The organism is Singulisphaera sp. GP187, assembly GCF_900129635.1.
In the GTDB taxonomy this organism is placed as follows: domain Bacteria; phylum Planctomycetota; class Planctomycetia; order Isosphaerales; family Isosphaeraceae; genus Singulisphaera.
The window spans coordinates 3,379,187-3,395,212 of the sequence record NZ_FSRB01000001.1 but is presented as its reverse complement, the minus strand read 5'-3'; the positions used below and the strand labels follow the sequence as shown (position 1 = coordinate 3,395,212).

General features: G+C 65.4%; 14 protein-coding genes. 12 read left to right on the top strand and 2 right to left on the bottom strand.

What is annotated here, in order from left to right; translation table 11 throughout:
• Positions 1–22: 22 nt before the first annotated feature.
• Positions 23–1,354, top strand: a complete 1,332-nt coding sequence (ltrA, locus tag BUS42_RS13285) for a group II intron reverse transcriptase/maturase (protein WP_074307329.1) — start codon at positions 23–25, stop codon at positions 1,352–1,354.
• Between the two features lie 291 nt (positions 1,355–1,645).
• On the opposite strand, the gene BUS42_RS13280 is transcribed toward ltrA, so the two are convergent.
• The gene (locus BUS42_RS13280; protein WP_074307328.1) at positions 1,646–2,767 is read right to left on the bottom strand and encodes a hypothetical protein; all 1,122 of its coding nucleotides are present in this window, start codon (positions 2,765–2,767) and stop codon (positions 1,646–1,648) included.
• Positions 2,768–2,952: 185 nt separating this feature from the next.
• On the opposite strand from BUS42_RS13280, the gene hemB reads away from it, so the two are divergent.
• The 3 genes from hemB to hemL all read left to right on the top strand — a co-directional run bounded on the left by hemB (position 2,953) and on the right by hemL (position 6,671).
• On the top strand, positions 2,953–3,960 hold the full coding sequence (gene hemB / locus BUS42_RS13275; protein ID WP_074307327.1) for a porphobilinogen synthase: 1,008 nt from the start codon (positions 2,953–2,955) through the stop codon (positions 3,958–3,960).
• Between the two features lie 440 nt (positions 3,961–4,400).
• Positions 4,401–4,895, top strand: coding sequence for a hypothetical protein (locus BUS42_RS13270; RefSeq protein ID WP_074307326.1), 495 nt, complete (start codon positions 4,401–4,403; stop codon positions 4,893–4,895).
• A gap of 450 nt (positions 4,896–5,345) precedes the next feature.
• The gene (hemL, locus tag BUS42_RS13265; RefSeq protein ID WP_074307325.1) at positions 5,346–6,671 is read left to right on the top strand and encodes a glutamate-1-semialdehyde 2,1-aminomutase; all 1,326 of its coding nucleotides are present in this window, start codon (positions 5,346–5,348) and stop codon (positions 6,669–6,671) included.
• Positions 6,672–6,701: 30 nt separating this feature from the next.
• Here the strand turns inward: hemL and BUS42_RS13260 are convergent, their stop codons facing one another.
• On the bottom strand, positions 6,702–7,151 hold the full coding sequence (locus tag BUS42_RS13260; protein ID WP_074307324.1) for a hypothetical protein: 450 nt from the start codon (positions 7,149–7,151) through the stop codon (positions 6,702–6,704).
• Between the two features lie 388 nt (positions 7,152–7,539).
• On the opposite strand from BUS42_RS13260, the gene BUS42_RS13255 reads away from it, so the two are divergent.
• The 8 genes from BUS42_RS13255 (at position 7,540) to BUS42_RS13220 (ending at position 16,009) form a co-directional block, all read left to right on the top strand.
• Complete coding sequence (locus BUS42_RS13255) at positions 7,540–8,715, top strand: glycosyltransferase family 2 protein (RefSeq protein WP_074307323.1); 1,176 nt, start codon at positions 7,540–7,542, stop codon at positions 8,713–8,715.
• A complete protein-coding gene (locus tag BUS42_RS13250; protein WP_074307322.1) occupies positions 8,700–9,836 on the top strand; it encodes a DUF362 domain-containing protein in 1,137 nt (378 codons plus the stop codon). The genes BUS42_RS13255 and BUS42_RS13250 overlap by 16 nt, the downstream gene beginning before the upstream one ends.
• Complete coding sequence (locus BUS42_RS13245; protein WP_074307321.1) at positions 9,833–10,789, top strand: glycosyltransferase family 2 protein; 957 nt, start codon at positions 9,833–9,835, stop codon at positions 10,787–10,789. The genes BUS42_RS13250 and BUS42_RS13245 overlap by 4 nt, the downstream gene beginning before the upstream one ends.
• A 36-nt stretch (positions 10,790–10,825) precedes the next feature.
• On the top strand, positions 10,826–11,926 hold the full coding sequence (locus BUS42_RS13240) for a Gfo/Idh/MocA family protein (protein ID WP_074307320.1): 1,101 nt from the start codon (positions 10,826–10,828) through the stop codon (positions 11,924–11,926).
• Complete coding sequence (locus BUS42_RS13235; RefSeq protein WP_074307319.1) at positions 11,923–12,690, top strand: polysaccharide deacetylase family protein; 768 nt, start codon at positions 11,923–11,925, stop codon at positions 12,688–12,690. The genes BUS42_RS13240 and BUS42_RS13235 overlap by 4 nt, the downstream gene beginning before the upstream one ends.
• A gap of 216 nt (positions 12,691–12,906) precedes the next feature.
• Positions 12,907–13,914 (top strand): class I SAM-dependent methyltransferase, encoded by a 1,008-nt coding sequence (locus tag BUS42_RS13230; protein ID WP_074307318.1) that lies wholly within the window; start codon positions 12,907–12,909, stop codon positions 13,912–13,914.
• Positions 13,911–15,227: an oligosaccharide flippase family protein gene (locus BUS42_RS13225; protein ID WP_074307317.1), complete on the top strand. Its 1,317-nt coding sequence runs from the start codon at positions 13,911–13,913 to the stop codon at positions 15,225–15,227. Before BUS42_RS13230 ends, BUS42_RS13225 begins: the two co-directional genes overlap by 4 nt.
• Positions 15,224–16,009 carry a class I SAM-dependent methyltransferase gene (locus tag BUS42_RS13220; RefSeq protein ID WP_074307316.1) on the top strand — a complete coding sequence of 262 codons (786 nt, stop codon included), beginning with the start codon at positions 15,224–15,226 and terminating at the stop codon, positions 16,007–16,009. The genes BUS42_RS13225 and BUS42_RS13220 overlap by 4 nt, the downstream gene beginning before the upstream one ends.
• Positions 16,010–16,026: the final 17 nt, after the last annotated feature.

The following is a 16,026-nucleotide window of genomic DNA, read 5'->3' as shown; positions in this document are numbered from 1 at the left end:
GGTGCAGGGAGGTGGAGACGCGATGTCCGATGCGAAGGAATTCCCACTGGAGGCAGTGCCCGCGAGGGCTAGGCGCGCCAGAGAGATCCCGATCCCATGGGTCTGGGTCGAACCGACGGTCTGGACGGAGCGGATGTTGACGGCCCTCATCGAGGGGGTCAAAGGTGGAGTCTGGTATAGCCTGATGGACAAGGTCCACCCGCAACGCGCCCTGTATACGGCATACTCTCGAGTCGCCGCCAACGAGGGTGCCGCGGGCGTGGACCACGTGACCGTGACGATGTTCGAGGACCGCCTGGAAGAGAACCTGAAGGATCTCAGCGACGCCCTGCGTACGGGAACCTACCGTCCGCAAGCGATCCGCCGACACTGGATTCCCAAACCAGGAAACCAGGAGAAGCGTCCGCTCGGGATTCCCACCGTCCGCGACCGGGTGGTCCAGACGGCACTCCGGCAGGTGTTGGAACCGATCTTCGAGCGTGACTTCGCCGCGCACAGCTACGGCTTTCGCCCCGGCAGGGGATGCAAGGACGCGCTGCGGCGGGTGGAGGAGCTGCTTAAAGGCGGATTCACCCATGTGGTAGACGCCGACTTGAAGAGCGATTTCGACACGATCCCCCACGACCGCCTGCTGGCGCTGGTCGCCAAGAAGGTAGCGGACGGGAAGGTGCTGAACTTGATCGACGCGTTCCTGCACCAGGGCGTCCTCGACGACCTGGAGGTATCGACGCCCGAACAGGGGACGCCGCAGGGTGCGGTGATCAGCCCGCTGTTGAGCAACATCTACCTTGATCCGCTCGACCACCTGATGGCCGAATCGGGTTTCGAGATGGTGCGCTACGCGGACGACGTCGTGATCCTGTGTCGAAGCTCGGAGGAAGCGGCCCAAGCGATGGCGGTGGTGCAGGAGTGGACGGCCTCGGCCGGCCTGACCCTGCATCCCACCAAGACGCGGATCATCGCCGTCAGGACCGAAAGCTTCGACTTCCTGGGCTACCGGTTTGAGGACGGCACACGCCGCCCGCGACCGAAGAGCCTGGACAAGTTCAAGGAGACGGTCCGGACGAAGACCACGCGTACGACCGGGGGCAGCCTCTCCGCGATCATCGCTAGCCTCAACCCAACGCTTCGTGGCTGGTTTGAATACTTCAAGCACAGCCACAAGTGGACGTTTGAACGACTCGACGGCTGGATCCGCATGCGTCTGCGGAGTCTGCTCCGTAAACGGATGAAGAAACGAGGCCGCGGTCGTGGCACCGACCATCAACGTTGGCCCAACGCCTTCTTTGCCGACCATGGACTTTTCAGCTTGGAACGAGCCCATGAGTTAGCCAGTCAATCCTCTTTGAGGTAAAACCACCAACGGGAAAGCCGTATGCGGGAGATCCGCCCGTACGGTTTGGAGGGAGGGGGAGCGTAATCCGCTCTCCCTACCCCTATCGGCATTCCCACGGAGGACCGTGGGAACGAGGGCGATTCCTCGCTCGATGGCGGGTCGTAGATCGAAAATGGTCCGCAAGAGCGAACCCTACGAGAGAGATTTATGAATCGTCGCATGCATGCTATGGATTATTGTTTTGTTCTATGAATAGAGGTGTGAAGTTTTGCAAATCGAGAGTCGGCAGAGTTCTCTCGGAGTCGGCTCTTATTTCCTTTGGATTCCGTCGAGCGGTTCGAGGTCACGAACCGTGATGAGCTGCGCTCGGAGCGACTCATTGTAATGAACGCTTCCTCGGACGCCGACATTCCGCGCGGTCAGCCGTGATGGATCGAGCCCGGCCGGGATGTTCAGGTAGGCGATTGCCGTCCCCTTGGGGCCGATCAGGGCGAAGACCTTCTGGCCGTCGACCTTGTGGGATGACGGTTGGATCATCCCCTTGGCGTCGTAGGGACGCTGCTGCGGCTCCTCGGCCCTGGCGAGTCGTCGCAAGTAGAGGGCAATCTTGCGGTCACGGTTTCGGCTCTTTTCCAGGATCGCCTCAAACTTTCGAGCGGATTCCGCGGCCGCTTCATGGCGCGCGACCAGGTCGAGACGCGCCTGGATCGCCTGGTTCGAGGCCGAGTCGGTGGCCCGTTTGAGCAGGGCCTCATAGCGCAGGCGGATCGAATCGAGCCGCCAGTGCTCGATCGAGTCACGAAGGATCGCGCGATGGCTCAACTCGATCCGCGCGATCTCCGCCGCGATCTCCGGAGGAGGGTCGGGCAGGGATCCCACCGCCGCGAAGCCGGCCTGCGTCTCCTGAGCGGGTTCGGCGGCATTTTTTGTGGCGGAGTCCCATTCGACCCCCTCCGCGCGGATGTGGCGGACATCGCGCGCCAGGGGAGCGATGGCACGCCAGGTCTTCTTGCCGAAGGTCAGGGGGGGCCGATCGATGAGCCGAACCTTCTGATCGCGCGACAGCGACCCGTGCGGCGGCCCTGGCAGCTTGGCGTCGGGAATGCCCGAGCGCACCTGCGTTTGCGACACGTCGACCTTCGCTACGCCGAGGCCCACCGGAGGGTCGATCGCTGATTGCTCGATCCAGAGGAACGAGCCGGGCGGGGGCTCGATCGTCAGCCAGCCGTCGTTGTCGACCGCGCGCACGACCACCCGGTCTCCCTGCTGGAGCTGCCCCGAGGCCACCGAGCGATCGTCCGGCTCGTCGAAGACGTCGAGCTCGGGCGCGATCACGACGGCGGCTCTGGGCAGGTCGGCAGCGGAGCCGGCCGGTCCCATCACCAGCAAGCCGAGCACTAGCGCGGCGAATCGCGGGTCGTACCAAGGCAACGAACATTCCTCCCGAATCCGAGCGGGAGCCGAGAGATAAGATAGGTCAAGCCGGGGTGATAGCCGAGAATGGGAGGTGCGTCAAGCCGAAGGTCCGCAGTCTCGACGGCCCCGTAGGTGTCGCGATAAGCTGAACAGGCTGGGAGCCTCGATCCGCCCCGACTCTTCTCTTTGGAATTTGCGCGATGACGATTCCGCACGACGCCGGCCACCCCCTCCATCGTCCGAGGCGGCTTCGCGGCCATTCCCGGCTCCGCGACCTGGTCCGTGAGCATCGGCTCACCGTCGATGACCTGATCTATCCCTTGTTCATCTACCACGGCACGAACCTCCGCAGAGAGATCGGCTCGATGCCCGGCCAGTACCAGCTCTCGCTCGACCGGCTCGGCGAGGCGGTGGCCGAGGTCGTCGAGCTCGGGATTCCTTCCGTCCTCCTGTTCGGAATTCCCGAGCACAAGGACGCCCTGGGGTCGGCCGCCTCGCAGGATCGGGGAATCGTCCAGGAAGCGGTCCGGCTCATCAAGCGGCAGGCCCCCGAGCTGCTCGTGATCACCGACGTCTGCTTCTGCGAGTACACCGACCACGGCCATTGCGGTCCACTGACCGAGACGGCGGGGCGGGTCGACGTCGACAACGACGCCACCTTGCCGCTGCTGGCCGAGCAAGCGGTCAGCCATGCGCGGGCCGGGGCCGATGTGATCGCCCCCTCGGGGATGATGGACGGCATGGTCGCTGCGATCCGCTCCGGACTCGACGGCGCGGGGTTCCCCGGGGTGCCGATCCTCTCGTACGCGGCCAAGTTCGCCAGCGCCTACTACGGCCCGTTTCGCGAGGCCGCCGAGAGCACCCCTTCGTTCGGCGATCGGCGGACCTACCAGATGGATTCCGCCAACAGCGACGAGGCGATCCGCGAGGTCGCGCTCGACCTGGCCGAAGGGGCCGACATGGTCATGGTCAAGCCGGCCTTGGCCTACATGGACATCGTGCGCCGGGTCAAGGACGAGTTCCGGGTGCCGGTCGCCGTCTACAATGTCTCGGGCGAATACGCGATGGTCAAAGCCGCCGCCGCCAACGGCTGGGTCGACGAGAAGCGGATCGTGCTCGAGACCCTCACCGGCTTCAAACGCGCAGGGGCTGATATGATTATCACCTATCACGCACTCGACGCGGCGCGGTGGCTCCGCGAGGCTTGATCCTGACCGCGGAAGCGACTGAATCGCCAGCCTCGGCTCTTTGTTGACGGCTTGGCGGTAGTCGGGGTGGCTGGGGCGATCGTTCGCGGCCTCAGCCACCCGGTAGGCTAGCCGATCGGGCTGTTGGCTGTCACAGTGGTTCTCGACCGGTTCCGGGTGAGTCATCCCGCGGAGCCGAGCAGGGCGAACCAGCAGGCCATCGAGGCGGGCTCGGGGACCGGTTAAGGCCGGTCAAGTCCGGACGCAAACGTGGCGCTGTAGCCCGCATCGACAACTGAGGTACCGTCGGAAAGAGTGAGGTCATCCAACCCAAGTGTGAGGTTGTCGTACCGGATGGACGACTCCTGGTTGCTCCACAGGTAGGCCTTTGCGCTCGCCTTGATTTAGCCGTTTGATGTTGCGCATTCGCCGCGACGCCATGGAGCCGGGAGGGATGATCGATGCCCTTGAATCGAAGATTCGGTAACACCCCTTTGGGACTGATGGTCGCCATCGTCTGTATTGCGCTCTTGCTTGCCATTCTGAAGCATGGCATCCAGTCTTGGGGGCGGAGTGAATTACTTACGTTGAACATCGGGATTCTCGTGCTCGCCTCGATCCCGATGGCGATCTATGGACCGAGCCACCGCCGGGCCTTCTGGGACGGGTTTGCCTGCTTCGGCTGGGTCTACTTGATTGTGACTCTTGGTCCTGCTCCATGGGATGCCTCGGCCGAGCCACCTCCTCTGCCAACCACTCAATTCTTCGACTCACTCTATCCTCGGATCTATCCCAACGTCCGATTGCAACTCCGTCGCGAAGAACCCTGGGACTTGGAATTCAGGCTCACTCAGCATCGTTTGCGGTATCAACAATCGTGCCATGCGATTGCGAGTCTTCTCTTCGGACTCCTCGGTGGAATTATGCTCAAGATCCTTGCCGCTCGCCGTGAATAGAGGCAGAGGCTTGCCATCGGCGAACGACGACCAGGCGGCGTGGATCGTTCACCTCAGCTGTGAATTGATTGAGCCTTGTCAGCAGAATCCGTTAGCCGGCTTTTCCTCGTCAAATTCTTCAACTGCCGCGGCATCGAATTGATTCGAGACGCCTCGAGATGAGGAGGCGAGCAATTCGTGGGGTTGTGGCAAGAGGCCCGAATTTCCACGGTGACGATCTATTGGGGGGCTAGCAGACTTGGTAGCCTTGAGAGATTGATGGTAGCTCCCGTTCCTTGGGAACGTTCGCTCCTGTGAAGGTCATGCATCGAGGAGTGGCGGAGCCGTTGCTCGCTGAATTTTATTGCATCCGTCCCCGATCTCCTGGGCCATTGATTGTTGGTGCAGCGACGATCGATCGATATTCCGACGGCGTGCCTACCACGCCCGAACTGTGAGCCCGATACGACCATGGAACCGAAGACTCCGGCGACGTCGAAGCCCGAATACGACCTTTCCCGCAGCCACGCGGCGTTCGTTCGCGCCTGCAAGGTGATTCCTGGCGGGGTCAACAGCCCGGCGCGGGCGTTTGGGGCGGTCGGCGGCGAGCCGCCGTTCATGGCCCGCGCGGAGGGGGCTTACCTTTACGACATCGACGGACATCAGTACATCGACTACATCGGCTCGTGGGGGCCGATGATCCTCGGACATGCCCACCCGACCGTCCGGGAAGCGGTGGTCGAGGCACTCGAGCACGGGTCGAGCTTCGGGGCGCCGACGACGCGCGAGGTCGACATTGCCGAGGCGGTCGTCGCGGCCGTGCCGTCGATCGAGAAGGTTCGGTTTGTGTCGTCGGGGACCGAGGCGACGATGTCGGCCATTCGCGTGGCGCGGGGCGTCACCGGGCGGAACAAGATCGTCAAGATGACGGGGCACTATCACGGACATGTCGATGCCCTGCTCGTTCAGGCCGGGTCGGCCGCGACGACGCTCGGTTTTCCCAACAGCCCGGGAGTCACTCCGGGCGCGATTGAGGATACGATCCTCTGCCCGTTCAATAACGCCTCGGCAGTCGCCGCCGCGTTCGACCAGTTCCCAGGTCAGATTGCGGCGGTCATCCTCGAGCCGGTGGCGGGGAACATGGGGCTCGTCCCCCCGCGGCCCGGCTACCTCGAGAAGCTGCGCGAGATGACCCGGACGCAGGGTGCGATGCTCGTGTTCGATGAGGTCATGACCGGCTTCCGCCTCGCGTTCGGAGGCGCCCAGGAGCGGTTCGCGATCGATCCCGACATGACTGCGCTGGGCAAAATCATCGGCGGCGGGCTGCCGGCGGCGGCGTACGGGGCGAAGTCGTCGGTGATGGACTTCGTCTCACCGGCCGGGCCGATCTATCAGGCGGGGACGCTCTCGGGCAACCCGCTGGCGATGGCCGCCGGGCTGGCGACTGTCGAGATGCTCCGCGAGTCCCCCCCTTACGAGCGGCTCGAGGCGATCTCGGCCCGGCTCGAGGACGGCTTGCGGCGGGCGGCCAGCGATGCGAAGGTCCCTCACGTCGTTCAGCGCGTCGGTAGCATGCTGACCCTCTTCTTCAACCAAGGCCCGGTTCACGACTACGAGGACGCCAAGCGGAGCGACACCGCCTTGTTCGGCCGTTTTTTCTGGGAGATGCTGGCGCGCGGGGTCTACCTGCCTTGCAGTCAGTTCGAGGCGGCCTTCATCTCGGCGGCGCACACCGAGGCCGACATCGATCACACGGTTGACGCGGCCAGGGATGCCCTCCGCGCGATCGTCGGTTGAACGGCTGGCGGTGTCTCGCCTCCTTCGATCTTATCGCCCGTAGCGGATGACGATCTCCTGGCCGTCTTGCAGGAGCAGGTTGCCGAACTGCTGGCTGGGTCGGCCGTCGACCGTCATCGTGATTTTCTCGCCGCGGCGGGCGGTATGGCCGAGGATCGTTTTCTTACTGAACGGCTGTCCCCAGATCGTGAAGAAGTCGCGGAGCTTGAACGGCATCTGCTGGGGCGACTCGACGTGGAGTGTTCCGTCGGGAGCGTGCGTATGGATCGGCAGGGCGCCGTTGGGCTGGATCCCGACACCGGCCGGGATTGTCTGGGCCTGGCCGTTGATCACGATCGACAGGTGAGGGTGGATGTGCTCAGCAAGCGTGGTGCCCTCGGCGACCGGCGTGAGCAGGAACGCGCGGGTGACCTTGGTTGCGCTGAGCAGAGTTCGCCCTTCCAGGCAATCGAATTGCGGACTGTGCCGGACCGTGCTCATGTCGTTCCTCGACGTCTTGAATAGAATGCGGGACGCTCACGGTCCCTGGAGACTCAAGGTCGTCCTTGGGTCGTACAACCCTGATTATCGGTCGGCTGTTCAGGACCCGAATCTCGCGTCGAAGACAAGTTTTCAATGATTCAAGTCATTGCGGGCGATTGCCGAGAGGCTTGCGTTGACAGGTCCGGCGGTTCCGGCTAAAGTTCCGCCGCACGTCGCGACTTGCCGCGACGGGACGGTTGCGAAGCCGAAACACCCATACGACTAGGCCACAGAGAAGACTTCCGCTCCGCCTCGTTTGACGGCGGTCTGGGCACGTGCTCGGGCGATCCCAAGGACGGGGACGCATTCCGGCACGGGTCCGAATTTTGACGGGCGAGGGTGGATCATGGACGATGTCCCCGCCGGTCCGGCGTACCCGGAGCCGCGGAGGCCGCCGCTTTCGGTCGTGATCCCCGTGCATAACGGAGGTCTCGACTTCGAGCGCTGCCTCCGGCGGCTTCGTGAATCGGACCAAGCTGACTTTGAATTAATCGTCGTCGATGACGGTTCAGCCGACAATTCGGCCGCCCTGGCCGAGTCGTATGGCGCTATTGTTGTTCGCCACGAGACCGCGCTAGGACCCGCGGCCGCACGGAACCTCGGAGCGCACACCGCGACGGCTTCGATCATCTTCTTCCTCGACGCCGACGTCGCCGTTCATCGGCAGACGCTGTCTCGGGCCGTGAGCCGATTCGAAGCCGACCCAAACCTTTCCGCCCTCTTCGGTTCGTATGATGATGCGCCAACGCATCCGGGGGTGATCAGTCAGTTCCGCAACCTCCTCCACCACTTCGTCCACCAGCAGGGCGAGTTCGTTGCCGAGGCCAGGCCCGCACGCACGTTCTGGACCGGCTGTGGCGCGATCCGACGCCAGGACTTCCTCGACCTCGGGGGCTTCGACCCGCACCTCTACCGCCGCCCCGCCATTGAGGACATCGAATTCGGCTATCGCCTGACCCGTGCCGGTTGCCAGGTCATCCTCGCTCGCGACGTTCAGGCCACGCACCTCAAGCGTTGGTCGCTCGGCTCCGTCATCAAGACCGATATCTTTCAGCGCGGCGTTCCTTGGATGCTGCTGATGAAGCGGTCGGGCATCGTCGAGACCGACCTCAACGTCAAGAACGACCAGAAGCTTTGCGTCGCCGCGGCCGGGCTCATGACCTTGGCCATGCTTGCCGCGCCCTGGCGTCCGGAATTGCTCGGCATCGTCGTCGTTTGCTTGGCTCTGATTGTGAGCATGAATCGGCAGTTTTACCGGTTCCTGGCGCGGCGACGTGGCTGGCTGTTCGCGGTCGCCTCGCTCTCGCTCCATTATTTGTATTACTGTTGCTGCGGCCTTTCCGTCGTGATTGCCCTGGCACTCTGGCATATCTCGGTTCGACGTTCGTCTGCGACCGCGCCGCAGCTCAATCCGAACTCCGGGGTTCGCCGCGACTTCGCCACAGGTGCGGGGACAGGGACAACGTCGCCAAGACCGAGCAAGAAACAGGCAAGGAGGCCCTCGCGATGGACAAACCGGTGAATGTGGCCGTCGTCCGGAGCGACAACCGCCGCGGGGCCGCCGCCCAGGCGCTTGCGCTGATTGCCGATGACCTTCGTGCGTGCGTGACCCCCGAAGTCCTGGTCAAGCCGAACCTCGTCAGCCATCGGTATCAGCTTCCTTCAACGCATGCCGACATCCTCTCGGCGACACTCGACGCCCTGTTCGCCGCGGGAGCGCGTCATGCCACCGTGGCCGAGGGGGCCAGTGACGCGACGGCCGGGTTTGCCCGGTTCGGCTACCAACGCGAAACGTTCGGCCGACCGGTCGACTTCCTCGACCTCAATCGCGATGAGAACGCGTGGGAGCCGATCGAGCTGACCGGCGTCGACGGCAGCACGCGGGTCGCTCGGCTTTCGCATACGATCGACGCCGCGACCTGCCGGGTTTCGCTCGCCCTGGCCAAGACGCACGTCACCGCGATGGCCACCTTCAGCCTCAAAAACATGCTCTCCAGCATCCACCTCGCCGACCGGATCATGATGCACGGTCATGCCGCGGGGGGGAACGGATATCGCGGCTGGAAAAAGTGGGTCGTCGACTTCCTCAAACAAGACAACTTGGTCGTCAATCGGCTGACCCGACTGATGGGCCGCGTCAAGAACGCGCGGACCGTCTTGCGCGGGCTGGCCGGACGCGACACGTTCGAGGCGCTCTCGGCGGCCGATCTCGCCTACCTCCACTCGGTCGCGGCGATGAACCGCAACCTCGTGGCGCTGGCCAAGCGGGTGAAACCCCACGTCAGTGTGGTTGATGCGTTCACGGCCATGCATCGCGAAGGACCGAAGCACGGTACCCCCGTGCGGCTCGGCATCGTAATCGCGGGGACCGACGCCGTCGCGGTTGACGCCGTGGCAGCCGCCGTGATGGGCTTCGACCCGCTGCAAATCGGTTATCTACGCTATGCCCAGGACGCCGGGCTGGGCGTCGCCGACCTGGCGGCGATCAACGTCCTCGGCGATCCGATCGCTCAGGTCAAGCGATCGCTCGTGCCGCACTCGAACCACGTGGTCCAGCGTCACTGGGATCGGCTGTCGACCTCGGTTTATCGAGGGCCGCACGGCAGTAGGGCCCATTGCCCCGGGAAGGTCGGCTCGTCATGATGCGAGTCGACGACGAGACTGGGCCTCAGGCGACGGTGAATCAGGCGGGTCGCCAAGCGGGCTCGCCCACGGTGTCCGTGGTGGTCGCCTCGATCGAGGCGAGCGTGACGATTGCCGCGAGCCTGGCCCGGTTCGTTGAAGAAGCCGGCATGCAGGGTGAAGTGATACTTGTCGATGCATCGCGTGATGGAACCGCCGATCGGGCTCGCGACCGCTTTCCCGGTCTGCGGATCCTCCGCAAGCCACCCGGCAGGTTGGCCCCCGAGCTTTGGCGCGACGGCCTGAATGCGTCCGATGCGCCTCTCGTCGCGTTCTCGACGGCGCAGATGATCCCGGCTCGCGGTTGGCTCGAGTCCTTGCGTGGATGCCTCGAATCGACCGGGGCCGCGGCCGTCGGGGGCCCGATCGATCCCGCTCCACGGCTCTCCGCCGTCGATCGGGCGGTCTATCTTTTGCGCTATGTGAATTATTTGAAGCCACTTCCGAGCGTGGCGCAGACCGAGCCTCCCGGCGACAACGCGCTCTATCGCCGCGATGCGCTCGTGGGGCTCGAAACGGTCTGGGAGGCTGGGTTCTGGGAGGTTGAGATCCACCGTCGGCTTCGCGACCGAGGCGCGACGCTGGGGATGGCCAACGAGGCCGTGGTCGAGTTTCAGGGGGGAGGAGGCCTGGGCTTGGCCTTGCGCCAGCGCAGGGACCACGCCAGGCATTACGGGGCGGCGCGAGGGGGGCGGATGACGCGAGCCGAGCGGTTGATGCGTTCGGCCGCTGCGCCTCTGGTCCCGGCGCTTTTGATTCGGCGGATTACCGCGGCTTTGGCCCAGCGCGGTCGAGGGATTGGGCCTTGGCTGTCGGCCCTGCCTTCCTTGTCGCTCTTGCTGGCGGCCTGGTCGGCGGGCGAGACAACGGGAACGTGGTTGGGACCCCCCGCGCGAGGGCGGACGGTCGCATGACGAACGACTGAAGGCGTCTACTCAGAGGAGGCGGGCATGGAAGCCAACGGGCTCGGAGTGGGATTCCTGGTGGTGGGGGCGGGGTTCCTCGGAGCGCAGCGCGCGGCCGCGATCATGGCGGCGCGAGGCTGCCGGCTCGTCGCGGTTCATGACGCCAACGCCGAAGTCGCCAAGGTTGTTGGCCGCCAGCACGGGGTCCGCGTCGTCGCCGACTACGCCTCCGCGCTGTCGTGGGATGAAGTCGACGCCGTCGTGATCGCCACGCCGCACGCCGACCACTTCGAGCAGGCGCGCATGGCCCTGGAGGCCGGTAAGTGGGTTCTCTGCGAGAAGCCGCTCACCGTCCGGCCGGAAGATGCGCTCCAGCTTGCCCTCCACGCCGATGAGCTTCAACTCCGCCTGGCCACGGGTCTGAATCATCGCTTCTATCCGCCGATCCGTGACGCCTTGACCCTGGTCGGCGACTGGGCGATCGGCCGGGTTGAAAGTGTGACGGCCGAGATTGGCCACATGGCCTCCGCCGATTTTCTCCGGAGCTGGCACACCGACGTCTCCCGGTCGGGGGGAGGCACGCTGATGGACAACGGTCCGCATGCCTGCGACCTGATCCGCCGCTTCCTGGGCGAAGTGGTGGCCGCGCGGGGAAGCACGGGCAATCCGTTGGGCTTGCCCGAGGGGTGCGAGTCGGAGGCCACCGCCTCGTTCCGCGGCCACGATCGAGGGACCGCGGAGGTTCGCTCCTCCTGGGCCCTTCCCAAAGGCTACTTGACGATCGACATCCGCGGGACCGAGGGCCGATTGCATGTCGAGACCGCCCCTTGGAAGCTGACCGGCGTGCTCGAAACCGGCCGGCGGATCACCAAGCGGTATCTGGCGGAGCGCGTCTCCGAACGGCGGTTCCGCGGGCTCTTCGGCTGTGAGCGATCACTTGTTCGTGAGATGGAAGCGTTCGTCACCGAGCCGGCGGGGGCACAGCCCCGGTTGGAAGCGACCGGTTGGGACGGCTGTCGCGTGACCGAGATGATCGACGCGGTCTACCGCTCGAGCGCGTTGGGCCATGAAATCCCACTCGAAGAACGGCTGGTCCCGATTCCGGCCGACGAGCGGGTTGGCGTGTCTCAGGAGCGCTGGGGATGAGGGCCGGCGGCTTGCCGATCCTGACCTATCACGCGTTTGACACGTCGGGAAGCGTCACCGCGACCGATCCCGCCTGGTTCGCCGAGACGCTTTCGGCACTGACCCGTGCGGGCTTCCAGGCGGTGGACCTTGCGTCCTGGATTGCTCGCGGCCGTCCCGTGGTCGAGCGCGGATACGCCCTGACGATCGACGACGGGCTCCAATCGATCTTCGAGGTGGCCGATGTGGTGGCCCGGCACCGAGCCACCGCGACCGTCTTCCTGGTCACAGATCGGATCGGCGGCGACAACGCCTGGCAGGGCCAGCCCGCGGACGTTCCTCGAGGACCGTTGCTTTCCTGGTCCGAGCTCGAATCGTTGGAGCCGCTCGGATTCCGGTTCGCCGCGCACGGGCGCACCCACGTGCCGCTCGACCGCTGCGATGACCGACAACTCGACGACGAGCTACGCGGGGCCCGCAACGCGATCGAACAACGTCTCGGTCGCCCTTGCCCTCTGTTCGCCTACCCGTATGGTCGGGCGACCCCGAGGATCCGCCAGGCCGCTCGGCGTCACTTCGCCGCGGCCTTCGGCACCCGGCTCGATACGGCCAATCACGAACAGGATCTCCATCAAGTTTCGCGGATCGACGCCTACTATCTCCGCTCGCGTCGCGTTCTCGATCGTCTGGTCACCGGCCGACTCCAAGGCTGGCTCCGGATGAGGCGCACCTTGCGGGAAGGGCGGGGGGCCATGACTTATCCCTTCTCCTGGAGACTTGCCTGAGAGCATGGATGAGCATGTGTTTTTAGGGTGGGCGCGGCCCACCAGGTCTTTTGACTGACAAGTGGCTTTGGACGGAGCGGGGAACCCTTCTTTTCTCGGGGGTGAATCAAGGTGGGCCGTGCCCACCCTGCAAGAGTCAGGCTAGCTTCTCACACACGTTTTTCGCGAACTCCACTCTTGGGAATCCGCAGAAGTCCACGGGAATCTCGAAGCTTAATGGATCATCATCATTGGGTCGAACAAGGCACGACGCTCGCATGCCCGGCTTGCCGAGGGATGCTGCTCGACCGTACCGAGGGGCCGGTCTGCATCGACTGCTCACGCTCGTTTCCGCGGGTGGCGGGGTTGGTCGATCTCCGGCTGAATTCGGACCGCTACCTCGACCTCGAGGCCGAGCGGGCGAAGGCCGAGCGGCTGCACCTGTTGGAGCCCGAGACGGACTTGCGGGGCCTGGCGGAGGCGTACTACGCGATCACCGATGATGTGCTCGATGCGCGTCGCGGTCGGTTCTTGCGGCACATCGCCGGGGCCGAGGCCCGCGGTGAAGCGCTCGCCGCGCGGTTGCCGCGCGAGGGCTCGATCCTTGAGGTCGGCTGCGGCACCGGGGGCCTGCTCGTGCCGGCCTTGCGGTCGGGACGGTCGATCGAAGGGGTGGATATTGCGTCGCGGTGGCTGGTGGTGGCGAGGAGACGGCTGGCCGATCGAGGGCTGACGGGAACGCTCGTCGTTGCTTCGGCCGAGCGCCTTCCCTGGTCCGACGGCCAGTTCGACGCAGTGGTTGCCGATAGCCTGATCGAGCATCTCGACGACCCGGCGCAAGCCTTGCGAGAGTGGGTCCGCGTGCTCCGTCCCGGGGGTCGCCTGATCGTCTGGTCCCCCAACCGCTTCACGATCACGACTGACCCGCATGTCGGGCTCTGGGGCCTGGGCTGGCTGCCGAGAACCTGGGTTCCCGGCTACTTGCGGCTGCGGCGGCGCCAGGTTTGGCCGCCGCGCACCCTCTCGGCCCACGAGGCAGGAAAACTCGCTCGGGCGGCCGGCCTGCAGAGGGTCGAAGTTGACGTGCCGGGCGTGCCCGAACACTGGGCCCGTACGCTCCCCGTGCGCCAGCGACGCGCGATCCGGGTCTATTCCGCGGCGCGGAAGTTCGGTCTCACGCGGGCCGTCCTTCGCGCCATCGGCCCGCTCTGGGAGCTGACTGCGACCAAAGGGGAGGCGGCATGACCACGACGGCTCGCCTTGCGAGTGCCGCCGATCGTGTCGGCCGGAAGGCTCCGAAGCCAGCGTCCCGGCGTCCGAAAGGGCTGCGCTGGGTGCTCGTGGCGGAGTTGCTGGCCAACTTTCTCGGTTTCGCCGTGATGGTTCACCTGGCGAGGCGCCTGGGCCCGGCGAGCTTCGCCCGGTTGGAGTACGCCGCGGCCGTCGCGGCCTGGCTCCTGGTGGTGGTGCGCGGAGGGGTGGACGTCATCGTCTATCGCGAGGCCGCGCGCCGGCCTTCGCTGATTCGACCACTCACTGATGTTTTGATTGGTCTGCGCGGGTTGGCCGCATTGACCGGTTATGCGTTGGTACTGGGCTTGGCCTTGCTGGCCGGTCCCGAGCGTGGCCCGGTCGTGGCGATCGCCGGCCTGATCTTGTTCCCTTCGGCGTGGGTCACCGATGTCGGCCTGCGCGTCTCGGGGCGTTTCGGCTGGATTGCCCTGGCACAAGGGGTGCGGTCCTTGGCCTATGTGGGCCTCGCGGTGAGCCTGGTCCGGAACCCGGGCGATCTCCCGCGGGCGGCCTGGTGCCTGGTTTTCGCCGAAGTCGCGGGCACGATCGTTCCGTTGGCCTGGCATTCGTGCCAACTCGGCTGGCCCCGCATCCGCTTCCGAAAAAAGGCCTGGATCGTCGTGGCTCACCGAGGCGCCATTGCGGGTGTGACCCGGTTCGGCCGGGTCAGTCTCTATGGAGCCGACTTGCTGGTGCTCGGCTGGTGGGCCAGCGCGGAGCTTGGCTCGTACGCCGCTGCGCGGCGAATCGTCTTTGGGTTCGTCGCCTTGGGGCTCGTCCTTCCGGCGTCGCTGGCGCCCGCGATCGCGCGGCAATGGGCGGGCGGGGCGAATCTGGCCCGCGGCTTGATCGAGGATTCGCTGGTCCGAATCTGGGTGCTCAGCCTTCCCGCCGTACTCGTGCTGATGGTCATGGCGGGGCGCTGGATGCCGCTTTTGTTCGGCGAGCGCTATCGAGGGGGCGGCCCCTGGCTCGTCTTGATCGCGGCGCGGTTGCCCTGGCTGTTGACGGCGAGTTTCATCCAGGCGTCTCTGACCGCGTGCCGCCGCGAGTCCTGGGTTTTCGACCAGACGGTCGGTCTTGTGCTCTTGGCCCTGGTTTTGGTGCCCGCCGCGGCCGTCTTGGCGGGTCCTTGGGGAGTGGGCTGGGCCTTGCTCGCCATCGAAATCATCGCGGCGGTCGGCGGCTTGCGGATGCTGGCCAAGCTCGGTTTGTCGCCCCGGTGGTATCTCTGGCGGCATCGCTTGCGAGGGCTCTTGCCATGACGGCCGTTCTGACGATCGAACAACCGGCCTACTTCGATCGGCTTGCCGAAGTCGAGGCCGCGCACTGGTGGTCGCGTGGAATGTGGCGGCTCGGGGCCCACTGGCTGGACGCCGCGCTGCGCGGTTGCCAGGGACTGGCCGCGCTCGACGTCGGCTGTGGCACGGGGCAAACGGCGCTCCGGCTGGCCTGCCGACCCGAAGTCGGTTCCGTCGTGGGACTCGACCCCAGCGCCGAGGCCCTTGCTCATGCCCGGCGGCGGCACACCTTCCCCTTGGTCCGAGGGAGCGCCCTCGACTTGCCGTTTAACGATTCAAAGTTTGATGTCATTACGTGTTTTGATGTCTTGCAGCATCTCCCTCAAGACGGTGATCGTCGCGCGGTGGGCGAACTGCACCGGGTGCTCGCGCCTGGTGGAGTGGCGCTGGTGCGTTCGAACGCCCAGGGGTGGACCTCGGCGTCTCCCGCGGTTGAGGGAGGGTACAGACTTGGCGACCTCGTGAAGCTTTTTGAGGCCTCCGGGTTCACGGTCAGGCACGCGACCCATGCGAACTGCCTTCCCGCCTTGGTTCAGGAGTTGCGCGGTCGCCTGGCCCGGCCGGGTCGAGGTGGGCCGAGCAGCCATCCCTCGGGGGGCGGTCTCAAAATTCAGTTGCCGCACCCGTGGGTGAACCGGGTGATGGGCGGTGTCGCCACCGCCGAGGCGGTGGTCGCGGGGCGATTGAGTACGCGGTTGCCGTTCGGACATAGCACGATGCTTTTGGTGTCTCGCCGTCACGATTGAGAGCCTGTTTACCCTCG

Coding starts and splice junctions, on each gene's coding strand:
- BUS42_RS13245 (WP_074307321.1), top strand. CDS start 9,833: ATGATGCGAGTCGACGACGAGACTGGGCCTCAGGCGACGGTGAATCAG.
- BUS42_RS13255 (WP_074307323.1), top strand. CDS start 7,540: ATGGACGATGTCCCCGCCGGTCCGGCGTACCCGGAGCCGCGGAGGCCG.
- BUS42_RS13235 (WP_074307319.1), top strand. CDS start 11,923: ATGAGGGCCGGCGGCTTGCCGATCCTGACCTATCACGCGTTTGACACG.
- BUS42_RS13250 (WP_074307322.1), top strand. CDS start 8,700: ATGGACAAACCGGTGAATGTGGCCGTCGTCCGGAGCGACAACCGCCGC.
- BUS42_RS13240 (WP_074307320.1), top strand. CDS start 10,826: ATGGAAGCCAACGGGCTCGGAGTGGGATTCCTGGTGGTGGGGGCGGGG.
- hemB (WP_074307327.1), top strand. CDS start 2,953: ATGACGATTCCGCACGACGCCGGCCACCCCCTCCATCGTCCGAGGCGG.
- ltrA (WP_074307329.1), top strand. CDS start 23: ATGTCCGATGCGAAGGAATTCCCACTGGAGGCAGTGCCCGCGAGGGCT.
- BUS42_RS13260 (WP_074307324.1), bottom strand. CDS start 7,151: ATGAGCACGGTCCGGCACAGTCCGCAATTCGATTGCCTGGAAGGGCGA.
- hemL (WP_074307325.1), top strand. CDS start 5,346: ATGGAACCGAAGACTCCGGCGACGTCGAAGCCCGAATACGACCTTTCC.
- BUS42_RS13230 (WP_074307318.1), top strand. CDS start 12,907: ATGGATCATCATCATTGGGTCGAACAAGGCACGACGCTCGCATGCCCG.
- BUS42_RS13220 (WP_074307316.1), top strand. CDS start 15,224: ATGACGGCCGTTCTGACGATCGAACAACCGGCCTACTTCGATCGGCTT.
- BUS42_RS13225 (WP_074307317.1), top strand. CDS start 13,911: ATGACCACGACGGCTCGCCTTGCGAGTGCCGCCGATCGTGTCGGCCGG.
- BUS42_RS13270 (WP_074307326.1), top strand. CDS start 4,401: ATGCCCTTGAATCGAAGATTCGGTAACACCCCTTTGGGACTGATGGTC.